Origin of the sequence: Streptomyces silvae, from assembly GCF_016745505.1 — a bacterium.
GTDB classification, from domain to species: Bacteria; Actinomycetota; Actinomycetes; order Streptomycetales; family Streptomycetaceae; genus Streptomyces; species Streptomyces silvae.
Window position 1 is genome coordinate 37,436 of sequence record NZ_JAERUC010000206.1, and the last position, 14,346, is coordinate 51,781.

Below are 14,346 nucleotides of genomic sequence, written 5' to 3' on the forward strand. Positions count from 1 at the left end.
TGCCCCGTCATCCGGAAGTCATGCCACCGGGTAGCGAAGATTCTCCGGGAAATCCGCGACGGGGCGGAAGGAGGTCCCCCGTGGTGACGATCCGTGTCTGTCCAGGTGCTTCCGGTTACTCTTTCCGGCTCATGTGTGAGTCACGCCTCGTTCCGGGCATCTGTGGTTCCGGAAGCTGAGGAGGACTCATGAGTGACACGGGTACGGCAGGTGGCCCCACCGTCACGACCCGGATCCCGGCCCGTCTGGACCGGCTCCCCTGGTCGCGCTGGCACTGGATGATCGTGATCGGCCTGGGCACGGTCTGGATCCTGGACGGACTGGAGGTCACGGTCGTCGGCAACATCGCCAGCCGGCTGTCCGAGGACGGCAGCGGACTGCCCATCACCGACGCCCAGGTCACCGGCATCGCCGCCGCGCTGTACGTGGCGGGCGCCTGCTCCGGCGCGCTGGTCTTCGGATGGCTCACCGACCGTTACGGACGCAAGAAGCTCTTCCTGATCACCCTCGCCGTCTATCTGGCGGCCACCGCGCTCACCGCGATCTCCTTCTCGGCCTGGTGGTTCTTCCTCTTCCGCTTCCTCACCGGCTTCGGGATCGGCGGGGAGTACGCGGCGATCAACTCGGCCATCGACGAACTGATCCCCAGCAAGTACCGGGGCCGCGTCGACCTCATCATCAACGGCAGCTTCTGGCTCGGCGCCATGGCCGGCTCCCTGCTCTCCGTACTCGCCCTGAACACCGCCCTCTTCCCCAAGGACATCGGCTGGCGGCTCACCTTCGCGCTGGGAGTCGTCCTCGGGCTCGTCATCCTGCTGGTGCGCCGTCATGTGCCGGAGAGCCCCCGCTGGATGTTCATCCACGGGCGCGACGAGGAGGCGGAGCGGCTGGTCGAGGGGGTGGAGCGCGAGGTCGAGGAGGAGACCGGGCGGACCCTGCCCCCGGCCGAACCCTCCATCACCGTGCGCCAGCGCAAGAGCATCGGGTTCGGCCTGATCGCCCGGACCGTCTTCCGCTCGTACCCCAAACGGGCCGTCCTCGGGCTCGCCCTCTTCATCGGCCAGGCGTTCCTGTACAACGCCATCACCTTCGGCTTCGGCTCGATCCTCGTGAAGTTCTTCGACGTCTCCAGCGGCGCCACCGGCTACTACTTCGCGGTCATCGCCTTCTGCAACTTCCTGGGACCGCTCTTCCTGGGCCGCCTCTTCGACACGGTGGGGCGCAAGCCGATGATCGCGGGGACGTACATCCTCTCCGGGCTGCTCCTGTTCGCCACCGCGTGGCTCTTCGGTGTCGGGATGCTGACGGCCGTCACCATGACCGGCTGCTGGTGCCTGGTCCTCTTCGTCGCCTCCGCCGGCGCCAGCTCCGCCTATCTGACGGTGAGCGAGATCTTCCCGATGGAGACCCGGGCGATGGCGATCGCGTTCTTCTACGCCGTGGGGACCGCGGCAGGAGGCATCACCGGACCGCTGGTCTTCGCGGACCTGACCGCGAGCGGCGTGGTCGGGGACACCGTCCTGGCCTTCTGCATCGGGGCCGGCCTCATGGTGGCCGCGGGACTGGTCGCGTTCTTCTTCGCGGTGGCGGCCGAGCAGAAGTCCCTCGAGTCCATCGCCACCCCGCTCTCCGCCGAGGCCGGGCAGGGCGCAGCACCGAACTGAGCAACGTCCGACTCATGGCAGACTTGACCGGGGCATTCCGCCCGTGCGCGCCTGCCCTCGCCGGCTCCCGGCCGGATCACTCCCCACCGAAGCCCACCACGGCATGAGTGACGAGTGACAGAGGAACGGCAATGACGGTGACAGAGGACAGCCAGGAGTTCGCTCCCGGTATCGACGAGTTCGGTCCCGGTATCGACCCGGAGCGGCTGGCCGTCTGCCTGAGCGTGCTCGACGAGCTGGACACCATCGAGGTCGACCACCCGGACGCGATCGCCGTGCGCCGGGCCACCGCGGGCATCTACCGCACCGTGAAGCAGCGCCGCCGCCAGGAGCGCCGGGCCGCCAAGACTGCGCACGACAAGGCCGTCACCGAGGCCACGGCGACCGGCTCGGCCGAGCGCATCGACGACGAGACGCAGGGCGTCCTGCCGTCGTCCTCGGCCACCGCCGAGATCGCGGGCATACTCCAGCGCCCCAGGTCCTGCTACATCTGCAAGACCCGGTACGTCGAGGTGGACGCCTTCTACCACCAGCTCTGCCAGCAGTGCGCCAAGGAGAACCGCAGCCGGCGCGACGCGCGGGCCGACCTCACCGGACGCCGGGCCCTGCTCACCGGCGGCCGCGCCAAGATCGGCATGTACATCGCGCTGCGGCTGCTGCGCGACGGCGCGCACACCACCATCACCACCCGCTTTCCCAACGACGCCATCCGCCGCTTCAAGGCGATGCCGGACAGCGACGAGTGGATCCACCGCCTCAAGATCGTCGGCATCGACCTGCGCGACCCCGCACAGGTCGTCGCGCTCGCCGACTCGGTGGCGGCCGAGGGGCCGCTCGACATCCTGATCAACAACGCCGCGCAGACCGTCCGCCGCTCCCCGCAGGCCTACAGCGAGCTGCTCTCCGCCGAGTCCGCACCGCTCCCGGCGGGCGAACTGCCCGCCGCCCAGGTGATCGGGACCTTCGGCAGCGGCACGGTCGACCGGGTCGCCGCGCTGCCCGCCGCCCGCCGCGAGGGCGAGGGCCTGAGCGCGCAGGACGTCACGGACCTCGCGCTGGTGACCGGCTCCGCGTCCCCGGCCCGCATCGCGGCGGGCACCGCGATCGACGCCGGTGGCCTGGTCCCCGACCTCCACGACACGAACAGCTGGATCCAGACCGTCGACGAGGTCGAGCCGATCGAGCTCCTGGAGGTCCAGCTCTGCAACTCCACGGCTCCCTTCATCCTGATCAGCCGGCTGCGCCCCGCGATGGCCGCGACCGCCGCGAAGCGCGCCTACGTCGTGAACGTCTCCGCGATGGAGGGCGTGTTCGGCAGGGGCTACAAGGGTGCCGGGCACCCGCACACCAACATGGCCAAGGCCGCGCTGAACATGCTGACCCGCACCAGCGCCCAGGAGATGTTCGAGAAGGACCACATCCTCATGACGGCCGTCGACACGGGCTGGATCACGGACGAGCGGCCGCACCCCGACAAGATCCGTCTCGCGGAGGAGGGTTTTCACGCCCCGCTGGACCTTGTCGACGGCGCCGCCCGGGTCTACGACCCGATCGTCCGCGGTGAGCAGGGCGAAGAGCTCTACGGCTGCTTCCTGAAGGACTACGCCCCCGCGAACTGGTGACCTCTCCAGGACTCTCCCGCACCTCCCGTCACCTGCGGTGACCCGAGGACACGGCGGCGGCCCCGCGCGGAGCGGGCCGCCGCCGTTCCCGTTGGCTGAAAGTGACCCAGGCCACACGTTCTGTCGAGCGGGACGGCGCTCATTTGGTTAGTCTGGGAGCAACGGACGCCACCAAGGGATCCACGAAGCTTCCTCGGCCGTCCTGGGACAGGTCTGTAAGCAGTCCGCCGTCCCACCCCGTACCCGGCGCCACCGCGACCGAACTGTTTCTGCCCCTGCCCCGCAGAGGGCGGTCGACACGGTTCTCACACAGCCGCAGCGTCGCCACCGCCCGGGGTTACGCGACGCAAAGGAGTCCGCGGTGACACCTGACATGACGGAGACCGAGACGCGCCCGTCCGAACGGGCCCCGGAGCCGGGCCGCAGGCCCGAGAAGCTCCGGAACATCGAGGTCTGGGCGAGGTCCGCACCGATCCGGCTGGCCGGCTACGAGGACGACCTGGCCGAGCCGCACATCCTGCAAGGGATCGACTGACCCGCTCCCGCCCGTTCGAGCCGCACCTCGGCCCCTGCCCCCGTCTCCGGACGGGGGCAGGGGCTTTTTCCGGTCACGGCCGCTTCCCTGGTCCGTGCCCGTCGGGCCGCAGCGGCACCGGGCGGGCCACCGGCCTCATGAAGTCGCGTACGTACGTCCGGTCCCACCAGCACCCGGTGGCCCGCAGCTCCCGCGGGTCCGAGAACCGGTAGTGGTAGACCCTGGCCCGGATGTGGGCCGGCGGACCGTCGGGGAACGGGTTGTGGCCCAGCAGCCGCAGGGTGTCGCGGTCGCCGCGCAGCAGCCGCTCGACGAACGGCCCGAACCAGGAGCGGGCGTAGGCGGGGGAGAGCGCCGCGAACCACATCATCCAGTCCAGCCGCAGGTGGTACGGAGCGAACTGGCGCGGCAGCCGGCGTGGATCGCCCGGCTTGCCCCGGAAGCCGTACTCGAGCCAGCGGGTGCCCTCGTGGATCACCGCGTCGTCGGTGCCCTCGACCACCACCTCCAGCCGCATCCTGCTGATGCTCCCGAAGGCCCCGTAGGTGTTGACCAGGTGCAGCGGGTCGTAGGAACGGTTCATCGCCTGCCGGCGGGAGAGCAGATTGCGCGCCGGGCGGTAGCTGAGGACCAGGACGAGGGCGGTGACGGCGATGACCACCACCTCGTACCAGAGGGGCGGTTCCGGCTGTTCGGGCGGCGGACCGGCGATCAGCGACCAGTCGACCGCGGCGAGGGCGAGGACGATCGTCAGCCAGTTCAGCCAGGCGAAGTTCCCCGAGAGCACCAGCCACAGCTGGGTGACCACCATCAGGCCCGCCGCGACGCTCGCCACCGGCTGCGGGGTGAACAGGAGGAACGGCACCACGAGCTGGGTGACATGGTTGGCCGCGGTCTCCACCCGGTGCGCGGGCCTCGGGAGATGGTGGAAGAACCAGCTCAGCGGCCCCGGCATCGGCTGGGTCTCGTGGTGGAAGTCGAGGCAGGTGAGCTTCCGCCAGCACTCGTCCCCCCGGATCTTGATCAGCCCGGCGCCGAACTCCACCCGGAAGAGCAGCCAGCGCAGCAGCCACAGGACCAGCACCGGGGCCGCGGTGTCACCGTTGCCGAGGAAGACGGCGAGGAAGCCGGTCTCCAGCAGGAGCGACTCCCAGCCGAAGCCGTACCAGACCTGGCCGACCTGGACGATGGACAGGTACAGCACCCAGGGAACGGCCCAGAGGGCCATCGCCGCCCCCAGCGGGAGGTAGGCGTCCAGCCCGGCGATGAGGGCGAGCGACACAGCGGCGCCCGCCCAGGCCACCAGCGCGAAGAAGCGGTCGGAGTAGTGCAGGTGGAACAGTCCGGGCGCGGCCCGCCAAGGGGTCCGGCGCAGAAGGTCGGGTACCGGGAGCATGCCGCGGGAGCCGATCAGCGCCCGGAACTGGAGCGCGGCGGCGGTGAACGCGACGAGGTAGACGACGGCGAGCGCCCGCTGGAAGACCAGCCTGCTCAGCCAGTAGCCGTCTGCGGTGAACCATTCCACCGTGCCCAGTATCCGGCGTGCCGTGCCCGTCAGGCGGCCGACACGACACGGCGCAGCGTGGCGGCGAGCCGTCGGGCGTACCACCGCTGGGCCACCGGGACGAGCGGGCCCGCCAGCCGGCTGTACCAGGAGGCGGCCCGCGAGAACGCCATGACGGTGAACCACACCGTTCCGTCGTCCGCCAGCTCCACCACGAAGCTCTCCTCACCGCACTCCGGATGCCGTGGCAGCGTGCCGTACGCGAAGCCGGTGCGGTGTTCCTCGTACGCGGTCCAGACGATCTCGCAGGGGGCGGTGAGGCGGAGCGGTCCGACGCCCGCCGACACCTCGACGGTCCCTCCGGCGGCGGCCCGTGCGGCGGAGGCGTTCACCCTGCATCCCGACGCGCGGTGCATGCGCCACTCGGTGACGGCGGCGCCCGCGGTCTCGAAGTCCGCCCGGCCCCTGCCGACGGCGGCGCGGTGGTGCAGATGGCTGTAGCCGTCCGGGAGCGGCCCCAGGCGGGTGGCTCCGACCTCGGGATACGTCAGCGTGCTCATGCGGTCCTGCCTTCCGGGTGGGTGAGGTGCTGGAGCCGGCGCCGGGCGAGCAGCGCGCAGAGCGCGAAGCCCAGCGCGTTGCCGAGGCCGTGTGTGGCCGCCATCCAGGTCAGGGTGGGGTGCGGCAGTCCGGTGGCCTCGCCGAGCGCCCAGCTCAGCGCGAGCACCATGGTGACCGCGAGGACGCCGGCCGATACGGCGAGCAGGACGCGGGTGAGACGGTCCTGTCCGGGGGCCGGTGCGGCGCGCCAGGTCAGCAGGGCGACCGTCCACATCCCGGCGGTGAGCACGACGGCCCCGGCGAGCTCGGTCCACTCCGCTACGAAGTAGCCGACCAGCACGAGCAGGGTGCCGAGCGGCACGCTCAGGGCGGCGAACGTGCCGGCCGCGCCGTCCTCCGCCCGGCAGACGAGACCGGCGACGAGGGCCGCGGCGAATCCGGCGAAGTGGAAGTGCGGCACGGTCAGCGCCAGGATGCCGAGCCCGAATCCGAACAGCTCGTGCCCGGAGCGCTCGGCGACGAGGGCGAGCGCGGCGACCGACGGCGTGACCAGCGCGGTGAGCAGGGCGGCCTCCACCGGGCGGACGCTGCGGGTGCGGGCGAGGCGCCGGGGCGCGTGGGACGCGAGCAGCAGCGTACCCAGCGCGTAGCAGAGGGCGAGCGCGGTGGCGACGCCGCCGCGTGGCAGCCACAGGGACACGGCGCCGGGCACCGCGAAGAGCGGCCACAGCCGCCGCAGCCGGTCGAGTGAGGGGTCGCCGACGAGCCCCAGACCCAGCGGAACGATCACCAGCATGCCCAGCATCACGATGAGTCCGACCAGTACGGACATTGCGTCCACCCCCGTCCACACGCACGAACAGTGCTGAATTGAACGCGTTCAATTCGTGTCGTGCCGATCATAGGGTCAACTTTGAACGCGTTCAAGGCGTGTTGAGGGCCGGGTTCGGTCGAGGAATCGGACAAATAATGGCAGAGTGGCGCACATGGATGATCGGGTAGCGGGTGCCCTGTCACTCCCGGACGACTGGCCCGCCCACCCGGACCTCAGTCTCGCCCTGAACCGAATGGGCAGCTTCGACTGGGATCTGGACAGCGGCCTCATGCACATGGACGAGCCCGCCCTCGATGTGTTCGACCTGCGCCCCGAGGAGTACGACGGCCGACCCGCGAGCCTCGGCGAGCGGGTCCCCGCCGACGAGGCGATCCGGCTGGACGCCATGGTCTCGCAGGCCCTCAAGAGCGGCCGCAGCAACTACGGTGCCTACTTCCGCAGGGCACGGCGCGACGGCACCCTCTGCTGGACCCACACCCAGGGGTTCATCCGCCGCGACGGCACCGGGCGCCCCCGCCGCATCATCGGGATCATCCGTGACGCCACCCAGGAGCTGGCCGAGTCCACCGCCCGCCGGACCGTCGACGAGGAACGCCGCCGCCGTACGAGCCTGGTCGAGGGCACCACGGCGGCCCTGGCCCACGCCCGGACGGTCAAGGACGTCACCGATGTGCTGAAGAGCTCCCGCGGCCTGGCCAACCTCGGCGCCGCCAGCCTCGTCATGGGGCTGCTGGAGTCCGGACGCATCCATCTCGTGGCGGACGGCCCCGAAGGCGCGTACGTGCAGGGCACCCGCTACACCCGGACGGACGAGCCGTACCCGATGAGCGAGGTCATCCGCACGCTCACACCGCGTTTCATCGAGACGCCGGAGGACTTCGCGACGTCGTACCCCATCCTGTGGCCCCACATCAGCCATCTCGGCATCACCGCCGCCGCCTACATGCCGCTCATCGCCCAGGCCCGCCCGATCGGCGCACTCGGGCTGCTCTACCGGGACAAGGCCGGCTTCACCGGTGACGAGCGGAACCTGCTGGTGGCGCTCGGCAGTTCGATCGCGCAGAGCCTCCAGCGGGCGATGCTCTACGAACAGGAGCACGACCTCGCCGAAGGGCTCCAGCAGGCGATGCTGCCGCGCCGGATCCCCGACGTGCCCGGGGCCCAGGTCGCCGTCCGTTACCGCTCGGCGCGGCTCGGCAGGGACATCGGCGGGGACTGGTACGACATCATCCCGCTGCCCGGCGGCCGGGTCGGCGCCGTCATCGGCGACGTACAGGGCCACGACACGCACGCGGCCGCCGTCATGGGGCAGCTCCGCATCGTGCTCCGCGCCTACGCGGCCGAGGGGCACAGCCCGGCCACGGTCATGGCGCGGGCCTCCGTCTTCCTCCACGAGCTGGACACCGACCGCTTCGCGACCTGCACCTACGCCGAAGCCGACCTGACCACCGGAGTGGTGCAGATGGTCAGGGCCGGGCACGTCGACCCGGCCCTGCGGGACGTCGACGGCAGCTGCCGCAGGCTGCCGGTCGACGGCGGGCTGCCGCTGGGACTCTCCGCGGAGTTCGGACAGCTCGAATACCCGGTCAGCACCGTGGACCTGGACCCGGGCCAGACGTTGATCCTCTACACCGACGGGATGGTGGAGCTGCCCGGGACCGACCTCGACGACGGCATGCGGCTGCTGACCGCGACGGTCCGCGACGGCCCGCAGGACCTCCATAAACTGGCCGAACGGCTCTGCGAGGTCATCGACGAGCGCGGTGGCGAGGACGACATGGCGGTGCTGCTGCTGCGCCGCAACGCGGCCCACGCCCCCCATCCGGGCGGCCGGCTCCAGCAGCACGTCGCGCAGAACGACCCGGAGGCGCTGACCTCCGCCCGTCACATGATCCGGGCGGCCGTCCGGGCCTGGGGTGCGAAGGGCCGTGCCGACGAGGTCGAGCTCGCGGCCGACGAGCTGATCACCAACGCGCTGATGCACACCGACGGCGGCGCCATCGTCACCATCCGGATGCTCACCGGCCCCGAACGCCGCCTCCGCGTCGACGTCGAGGACCGCTCCAGCGCGCTGCCCCGCCGCAGGGACGCGGGGGAGTCCGGAGTCTCGGGCCGCGGACTCATGCTCGTCGACCGGATCGCCGACGTATGGGGAGTGGAGTCCCGCGGCAACGGCAAGTGCGTGTGGTGCGAGTTCGTCATCCCGGGCCACCGGTAGCGCGGCTGTCGGGACAGCGCGAGACTGTAACAGTACGTAACATGTCCATACTTGACCGTAACCGACGCTGCGGGATTGACTGCGATCCCGCCGTTCCGTTGTCGAAGACGCGAGGCCCCGTTGAGTACCGAGCTCCTGGCACCTCTTGATCTGGCTTTCTGGCACCTCGAATCCGAGACCCATCCGATGCACCTCGGCGCCCTCGCCGTCTTCGACCCGGTGCCCGGTGTGACCCCGCAGGACCTGCTGGAGCTGCTCGGAGCGCGGGCCGCCGCGATCCCCCGGCTCCGGATGCGGGTGCGTGACGTCCTGCTGCCCGTCGGCGGCGCGGCCTGGTTCACGGACAAGGACTTCGACGTGCAGCGGCACGTGCGACGGGTCGTGCTCCCCGGGGGCGACTTCATGGCGGAGGCGACCCGGCTCGCCGGTGAGCTCATGGAACGGCCGCTCGGCCGCGGCCTGCCGCCCTGGCAGATGTACCTCCTCGACAGCCCGGGTGACGGGCCGTTCGCCGTACTGGTGAAGCTGCACCACGCGCTCGCCGACGGGATGCGCGCCGTCGCCATCGGCGCCGGCATCTTCGACCAGATCGCCTCCGCCGGCGCGGGCCGTGGCGCGGTGCGCCGCCGGACGCCCGTGCCGCCCCGCTCCTGGCTCCCCGGACCGTACGAGGCCGCGGGCATGGCGATGGACCGGCTCGGGGACGTGCGCCGGGCGCTCGGGGTCGGTGCCTCCGTCGTACGCGCCAGCCGACTCGACCTGAGGGCGGGCACGGCGCTGACCGCGCGCTCCAGCGGCACCCGCAGGCTCGCCACCTCGGACCTCGACGCCGGGGCGGTGCAGCGGATCCGCCGCACCGAGGGCGGTACGGCCAACGACGTCCTGCTCGCCGTGGTGGCCGGAGGGCTGCGCCGCTGGATGCTCGAACGCGGCGAGCCGCTCCCCGGCGCCGACCCGCGCGCCCTGGTCCCCGTCTCCCGGCGCCGCCCCGGCGGAGCGGCCACCGGCAACAGGCTCTCCGCGTACCTCCTCGGACTGCCCGTCGGCGAACCCGATCCACGGGAACGCCTGCGCCTCGTACGCACCGGAATGGACCGCAACAAGACGGCCGGGCCGATGCGCGGCGCGGGCGCCGTCGCCGTCCTGGCCGACCAGCTGCCCGCGCTGGCCCACCGGTTCGGAGCGCCGCTGGCCGGCAGCGCGGCCCGCATGCTCTTCGACATCCTGGTCACCAGCGTGCCCCTGCCCCGCTCCGCGCTCTCCCTCGGCGGGTGCCCGCTGCGCGCGGTCTACCCCATGGCGCCGCTGGCCCGCGGGCAGTCCCTGGCCGTCGCCCTGACCACGTACGGCGGAGGCGTACAGGTCGGACTGGTCGCCGACGGAAAGGCACTGCCCGATCTCGACCGGCTGGCGCGTGCGGTCCGCGAGGAGCTGCACGACCTGCACGCACTCGTGCCGACGGTGCCCGCACCGGCGTAAGTGCCGATCGCCGGGAACCTGTTGACGCGGCCGATTGATCCGATGAATGATCCGGTGAACAGTCCTCCACGGGCCATCAGGACCACCAGCGATCACCGGCAGGGGCGGCAGGGGCATGCGGCGCATCACGCTCGGACGCGGCACGGTCGGGATCACCGAACTCGCCTTCGGGGCGGCGGCCATCGGCAACCTCTTCTCCGAGGTCGACCCGGCCCGGGCGGCCGCCGCCGTCGACGCGGCGTGGGACGAGGGCATCCGCTACTTCGACACCGCCCCGCACTACGGCCTCGGACTCTCCGAACGCCGGCTCGGCGAGGCACTGCGAGGCCGGCCCCGGGACGCGTACACGGTGTCCACGAAGGCGGGCCGGCTGCTCGATCCGTTGACCCCCGCCGAGACGGCGGCCCACCAGGGGCTGTCCGACGGGTTCGCCGTACCGCACACCCACCGGCGCCGCTGGGACTTCAGCGCCGACGGCATCCGCCGCAGCATCGAGAGCAGCCTCGTGCGCCTCGGCCTCGACCGGGTCGACATCGTCTATCTCCATGACCCCGACGACCACGGGGAGGCGGCCTTCCGCGAGGGCTACCCGGCGCTGGAGCAGCTCCGCGCGGAGGGCGTGGTCGGCGCGATCGGCGCCGGCATGAACCAGACCGGGATGCTCACCCGCTTCCTGCGCGAGACCGACGTCGACGTGGTGCTCTGCGCCGGCCGGCTCACCCTCCTCGACCACAGCGCCCTCGACAGCCTGCTGCCGGAGGCCGCCGCCCGGGGCCGCGGTGTGGTCGTCGGAGGTGTCTTCAACTCCGGGCTGCTCATCGACCCGCACCCCGGTGCGACGTACGACTACGCGGCTGTTCCCGCGCCCGTCCTGGAGCGGGCCGTACGCATCCGGGACATCGCCGGGGGACACGGAGTGCCGCTGCGCGCCGCCGCCCTGCACTACCCGCTCCGCCACCCGGCCGTCTCGGCGGTCCTGGTCGGCGCCCGCTCGCCGGAGGAGGTGCGGGACGCCGCGGCCCGCTTCCGGGCACCCGTCCCGGACGCGCTCTGGGACGACCTGCGCGCGGAGGGCCTGCTGTGAACACGACGCCCCCTCCGGTCGTCGACGCCCACCACCATGTGTGGGACCTCGCGGTGCGGGACCAGGAGTGGATCACCGGCGAGGAACTCGCCCCCATCCGCCGCACCTTCACCCTCGCCGACCTGGAGCCCGAGGCCCGCGCCGCCGGGGTGGTCGCCACCGTCCTCGTCCAGACGGTCACCGTGGCCGGGGAGACGCCCGAACTCCTCGCGCTCGCCGACGGCAGCACGCTGGTCGCGGGCGTGGTCGGCTGGACCGACCTCACCGCCCCGGACGTCGCCGACGCCCTCGCCGCACTCCGCGCCCTGCCCGGCGGCGGCCGGCTCGCCGGAATCCGCCACCAGGTCCAGGGGGAGGACGACCCGGAATGGCTGCTGCGCCCCGACGTCCTGCGCGGGCTGCGCGCCGTCGCCGCCGCCGGACTCGCATACGACCTGGTCGTCCTGCCCCACCAGCTGCCCGCCGCCACCCGCGCCGCCGCCCTCCTGCCGGAGCTCACCTTCGTACTCGACCACGCGGGCAAGCCGCCCGTGGCGACGCGGGCGACGCACCCCTGGGCCGGCCACCTGCGGGCCCTCGCGGCGCTGCCCAACACCGTCTGCAAGCTCTCCGGTCTGGTCACCGAGGCGGACCCGCGCACCTGGACCGTGGAGGACCTGCGCCCGTACGCGGACACCGTCGTCGACGCCTTCGGACCGGACCGGCTGATGTTCGGCTCCGACTGGCCGGTGTGCCGGCTCGCCGCCGGGTACACCGAGGTCCTGGACGCGGCACGCGCGCTGACCGTCGGGCTCGGGGAGGACGAGCAGCGGGCCGTCCTCGCCGGCACCGCGCGGCGGGTCTACGGGCTACGGGAACCCGCCGGCTGAGGCGTGCCGTCCGGCGGGCATCCGCGGGGCCGTTGCGGCAGGCTGGAGGCATGCCCGAACTGCCGGAAGTCGAAGCCCTGCGGGACTTCCTCGACGACCAACTGGTCGGCAAGGAGATCGCCCGCGTCCTGCCGCTCGCGATCAGCGTCCTGAAGACGTACGACCCGCCGCCCACCGCCCTCGAAGGCGCCACCGTGACCTCCGTGGCCCGGCACGGCAAATTCCTCGACATCACGGCCGGCGATCTCCATCTGCTCATCCACCTCGCGCGGGCAGGCTGGCTCCGGTGGAAGGACAGCTTCCCCGCCGCCCCGCCACGGCCGGGCAAGGGCCCCCTCGCCCTGCGGACGGTGCTCACCGGCGGCGACGGCTTCGACCTGACCGAGATGGGCACCACGAAACGCCTCGCCGTCCACCTGGTGCACGATCCGGCGGACGTGCCCGGGGTGGCACGCCTCGGCCCCGACCCGCTGGCCGACTCCTTCGACCGGGACGCGTTCGCCATGGTCCTCGCCGGGGCCCGCCGGCAGCTCAAGGGAGCCCTGCGCGACCAGTCGCTGATCGCGGGCATCGGCAACGCCTACAGCGACGAGATCCTGCACGTCGCGAAGATGTCGCCGTTCAAGCTCACCACCGCGCTCGGCGACAACGACATCACCCACCTGTACAACGCCATGCGCACCACGCTGGAGGACGCGGTCGAACGCTCCCGGGGCGTCGCGGCGGGCCGGCTCAAGGCCGAGAAGAAGAGCGGCATGCGGGTCCACGGCCGCACCGGGCAGCCCTGCCCCGTCTGCGGCGACACCGTGCTGGAGGTGTCCTTCAGCGACTCCTCGCTCCAGTACTGCCCCACCTGCCAGACCGGGGGCAAGCCCCTCGCAGACCGGCGGCTCTCCCGTCTGCTCAAGTAGCGGCCCGGCTCACGGCCGCCGGGCCGGGCGGGGGACGCCCCCGGGCGGCAGCAGGTGCGCGTACGCCGCCAGGTGGGCCACCACCGGGCCGAACTCACGCACCTGGACCACGCACGCGGAACACCCCGCCAGATGCTCCTCGAAACGGCAGGTGTCGACGGTCCCGAGCACCCCGAGCGCGTAGGCCCCGGCGTCGCGGTGAAGTTCGATGGCGCGCATGCCCTCAGATACGGGACGAACCCGTGAATCACTCAAGCCACCACACCCCTGGAGCACCTAAACTCCGGCCTCATGCTGCGCGTACTCGCCGTCGACGACGAACCACCCGCCCTGGAGGAGCTCCTCTACCTCCTGCGGGCCGATCCCCGCGTCCGCAGTGCCGAGGGCGCCACCGGCGCCACCGAGGCGCTCCGCCGTATCGGGGGAGCCGTCGACGCCGGGCCCGAGGACCCCTCGGCGATCGACGTCGTGTTCCTGGACATCCACATGGCGGGGCTCACCGGCCTCGACGTCGCCCAGCTCCTGGCCGGGTTCGCCGCGCCGCCGCTCATCGTCTTCGTCACCGCCCACGAAGGGTTCGCCGTACACGCCTTCGACCTCAAGGCCGTCGACTACGTGCTCAAGCCCGTCCGCCGGGAGCGTCTGGCCGAGGCCGTCCGCCGGGTCGCCGAGCAGGTCGGTGAGCGCTCCGCCTCCGTCCACGACGCGGCCGCCGACCAGGTCGCCGTCGAGCTGGGCGGGGTCATCCGGTTCGTGCCCGTCGACGACATCGCGTACGCCGAGGCGCAGGGCGACTACGCCCGCCTCCACACGTCCTCCGGCAGCCATCTCGTCCGGATCCCGCTCACCACCCTGGAGGAGCGCTGGCGCTCCCGGGGGTTCGTACGCATCCACCGCCGCCACCTCGTGGCGCTGAACCGGATCGACGAACTCCGGCTCGACGCGGGCAGCATGAGCGTACGCATCGGGGGCGCCGAACTCGCCGTCAGCCGCCGCCACACCCGTGCCCTGCGCGATCTCCTGATGCGGCAGACCGGCCGCTGACCTGCCTCGACCGGCGGCCG

At 72.1% G+C, this 14,346-nt stretch carries 13 protein-coding genes; 9 read left to right on the plus strand and 4 right to left on the minus strand.

The window, feature by feature from the left end; genetic code table 11:
* Positions 1-188 precede the first annotated feature (188 nt).
* The 3 genes from JKV81_RS34985 to JKV81_RS34995 all read left to right on the plus strand — a co-directional run bounded on the left by JKV81_RS34985 (position 189) and on the right by JKV81_RS34995 (position 3,821).
* Positions 189-1,664 (plus strand): MFS transporter, encoded by a 1,476-nt coding sequence (locus JKV81_RS34985; RefSeq protein ID WP_129259895.1) that lies wholly within the window; start codon positions 189-191, stop codon positions 1,662-1,664.
* A gap of 131 nt (positions 1,665-1,795) precedes the next feature.
* The gene (locus tag JKV81_RS34990; protein ID WP_124279158.1) at positions 1,796-3,286 is read left to right on the plus strand and encodes an SDR family NAD(P)-dependent oxidoreductase; all 1,491 of its coding nucleotides are present in this window, start codon (positions 1,796-1,798) and stop codon (positions 3,284-3,286) included.
* 361 nt (positions 3,287-3,647) lie between these two features.
* A complete protein-coding gene (locus JKV81_RS34995) occupies positions 3,648-3,821 on the plus strand; it encodes a hypothetical protein (RefSeq protein ID WP_164992608.1) in 174 nt (57 codons plus the stop codon).
* A 73-nt stretch (positions 3,822-3,894) separates the two neighbouring features.
* Here the strand turns inward: JKV81_RS34995 and JKV81_RS35000 are convergent, their stop codons facing one another.
* Genes JKV81_RS35000 through JKV81_RS35010 form a run of 3 tightly spaced genes read right to left on the minus strand, consistent with a single transcriptional unit; the run spans position 3,895 to position 6,718 of the window.
* Positions 3,895-5,346, minus strand: a complete 1,452-nt coding sequence (locus tag JKV81_RS35000) for a lipase maturation factor family protein (RefSeq protein WP_129259896.1) — start codon at positions 5,344-5,346, stop codon at positions 3,895-3,897.
* Between the two features lie 29 nt (positions 5,347-5,375).
* Complete coding sequence (locus JKV81_RS35005; RefSeq protein ID WP_129259897.1) at positions 5,376-5,885, minus strand: DUF1990 domain-containing protein; 510 nt, start codon at positions 5,883-5,885, stop codon at positions 5,376-5,378.
* Complete coding sequence (locus tag JKV81_RS35010; protein WP_129259898.1) at positions 5,882-6,718, minus strand: YndJ family protein; 837 nt, start codon at positions 6,716-6,718, stop codon at positions 5,882-5,884. The genes JKV81_RS35005 and JKV81_RS35010 overlap by 4 nt, the downstream gene beginning before the upstream one ends.
* Before the next feature lie 154 nt (positions 6,719-6,872).
* Between JKV81_RS35010 and JKV81_RS35015 the strand changes: the two genes are divergently transcribed.
* From JKV81_RS35015 to JKV81_RS35035, 5 genes are all read left to right on the plus strand, one after another.
* On the plus strand, positions 6,873-8,939 hold the full coding sequence (locus JKV81_RS35015; RefSeq protein WP_202079620.1) for a SpoIIE family protein phosphatase: 2,067 nt from the start codon (positions 6,873-6,875) through the stop codon (positions 8,937-8,939).
* Between the two features lie 120 nt (positions 8,940-9,059).
* Positions 9,060-10,418 (plus strand): wax ester/triacylglycerol synthase family O-acyltransferase, encoded by a 1,359-nt coding sequence (locus tag JKV81_RS35020; RefSeq protein ID WP_202079622.1) that lies wholly within the window; start codon positions 9,060-9,062, stop codon positions 10,416-10,418.
* Between the two features lie 115 nt (positions 10,419-10,533).
* Positions 10,534-11,502 (plus strand): aldo/keto reductase, encoded by a 969-nt coding sequence (locus JKV81_RS35025; RefSeq protein ID WP_129259901.1) that lies wholly within the window; start codon positions 10,534-10,536, stop codon positions 11,500-11,502.
* Positions 11,499-12,371 carry an amidohydrolase family protein gene (locus JKV81_RS35030; RefSeq protein ID WP_129259902.1) on the plus strand — a complete coding sequence of 291 codons (873 nt, stop codon included), beginning with the start codon at positions 11,499-11,501 and terminating at the stop codon, positions 12,369-12,371. The genes JKV81_RS35025 and JKV81_RS35030 overlap by 4 nt, the downstream gene beginning before the upstream one ends.
* A 50-nt stretch (positions 12,372-12,421) precedes the next feature.
* On the plus strand, positions 12,422-13,282 hold the full coding sequence (locus tag JKV81_RS35035; protein WP_129259903.1) for an Fpg/Nei family DNA glycosylase: 861 nt from the start codon (positions 12,422-12,424) through the stop codon (positions 13,280-13,282).
* 9 nt (positions 13,283-13,291) lie between these two features.
* Here JKV81_RS35035 and JKV81_RS36755 read toward each other — a convergent pair whose 3' ends face one another.
* The gene (locus tag JKV81_RS36755; RefSeq protein WP_129259904.1) at positions 13,292-13,501 is read right to left on the minus strand and encodes a zf-HC2 domain-containing protein; all 210 of its coding nucleotides are present in this window, start codon (positions 13,499-13,501) and stop codon (positions 13,292-13,294) included.
* 72 nt (positions 13,502-13,573) lie between these two features.
* Between JKV81_RS36755 and JKV81_RS35045 the strand changes: the two genes are divergently transcribed.
* Complete coding sequence (locus JKV81_RS35045) at positions 13,574-14,326, plus strand: LytR/AlgR family response regulator transcription factor (RefSeq protein WP_099175790.1); 753 nt, start codon at positions 13,574-13,576, stop codon at positions 14,324-14,326.
* The last annotated feature ends 20 nt before the right edge of the window (positions 14,327-14,346 follow it).

Excerpts from the sequence above, each read along its gene's own strand:
- JKV81_RS34985 (WP_129259895.1), top strand. The coding sequence starts at position 189 with ATGAGTGACACGGGTACGGCAGGTGGCCCCACCGTCACGACCCGGATC.
- JKV81_RS34990 (WP_124279158.1), top strand. The coding sequence starts at position 1,796 with ATGACGGTGACAGAGGACAGCCAGGAGTTCGCTCCCGGTATCGACGAG.
- JKV81_RS35005 (WP_129259897.1), bottom strand. The coding sequence starts at position 5,885 with ATGAGCACGCTGACGTATCCCGAGGTCGGAGCCACCCGCCTGGGGCCG.
- JKV81_RS35010 (WP_129259898.1), bottom strand. The coding sequence starts at position 6,718 with ATGTCCGTACTGGTCGGACTCATCGTGATGCTGGGCATGCTGGTGATC.
- JKV81_RS35015 (WP_202079620.1), top strand. The coding sequence starts at position 6,873 with ATGGATGATCGGGTAGCGGGTGCCCTGTCACTCCCGGACGACTGGCCC.
- JKV81_RS35025 (WP_129259901.1), top strand. The coding sequence starts at position 10,534 with ATGCGGCGCATCACGCTCGGACGCGGCACGGTCGGGATCACCGAACTC.
- JKV81_RS35035 (WP_129259903.1), top strand. The coding sequence starts at position 12,422 with ATGCCCGAACTGCCGGAAGTCGAAGCCCTGCGGGACTTCCTCGACGAC.
- JKV81_RS36755 (WP_129259904.1), bottom strand. The coding sequence starts at position 13,501 with ATGCGCGCCATCGAACTTCACCGCGACGCCGGGGCCTACGCGCTCGGG.
- JKV81_RS35045 (WP_099175790.1), top strand. The coding sequence starts at position 13,574 with ATGCTGCGCGTACTCGCCGTCGACGACGAACCACCCGCCCTGGAGGAG.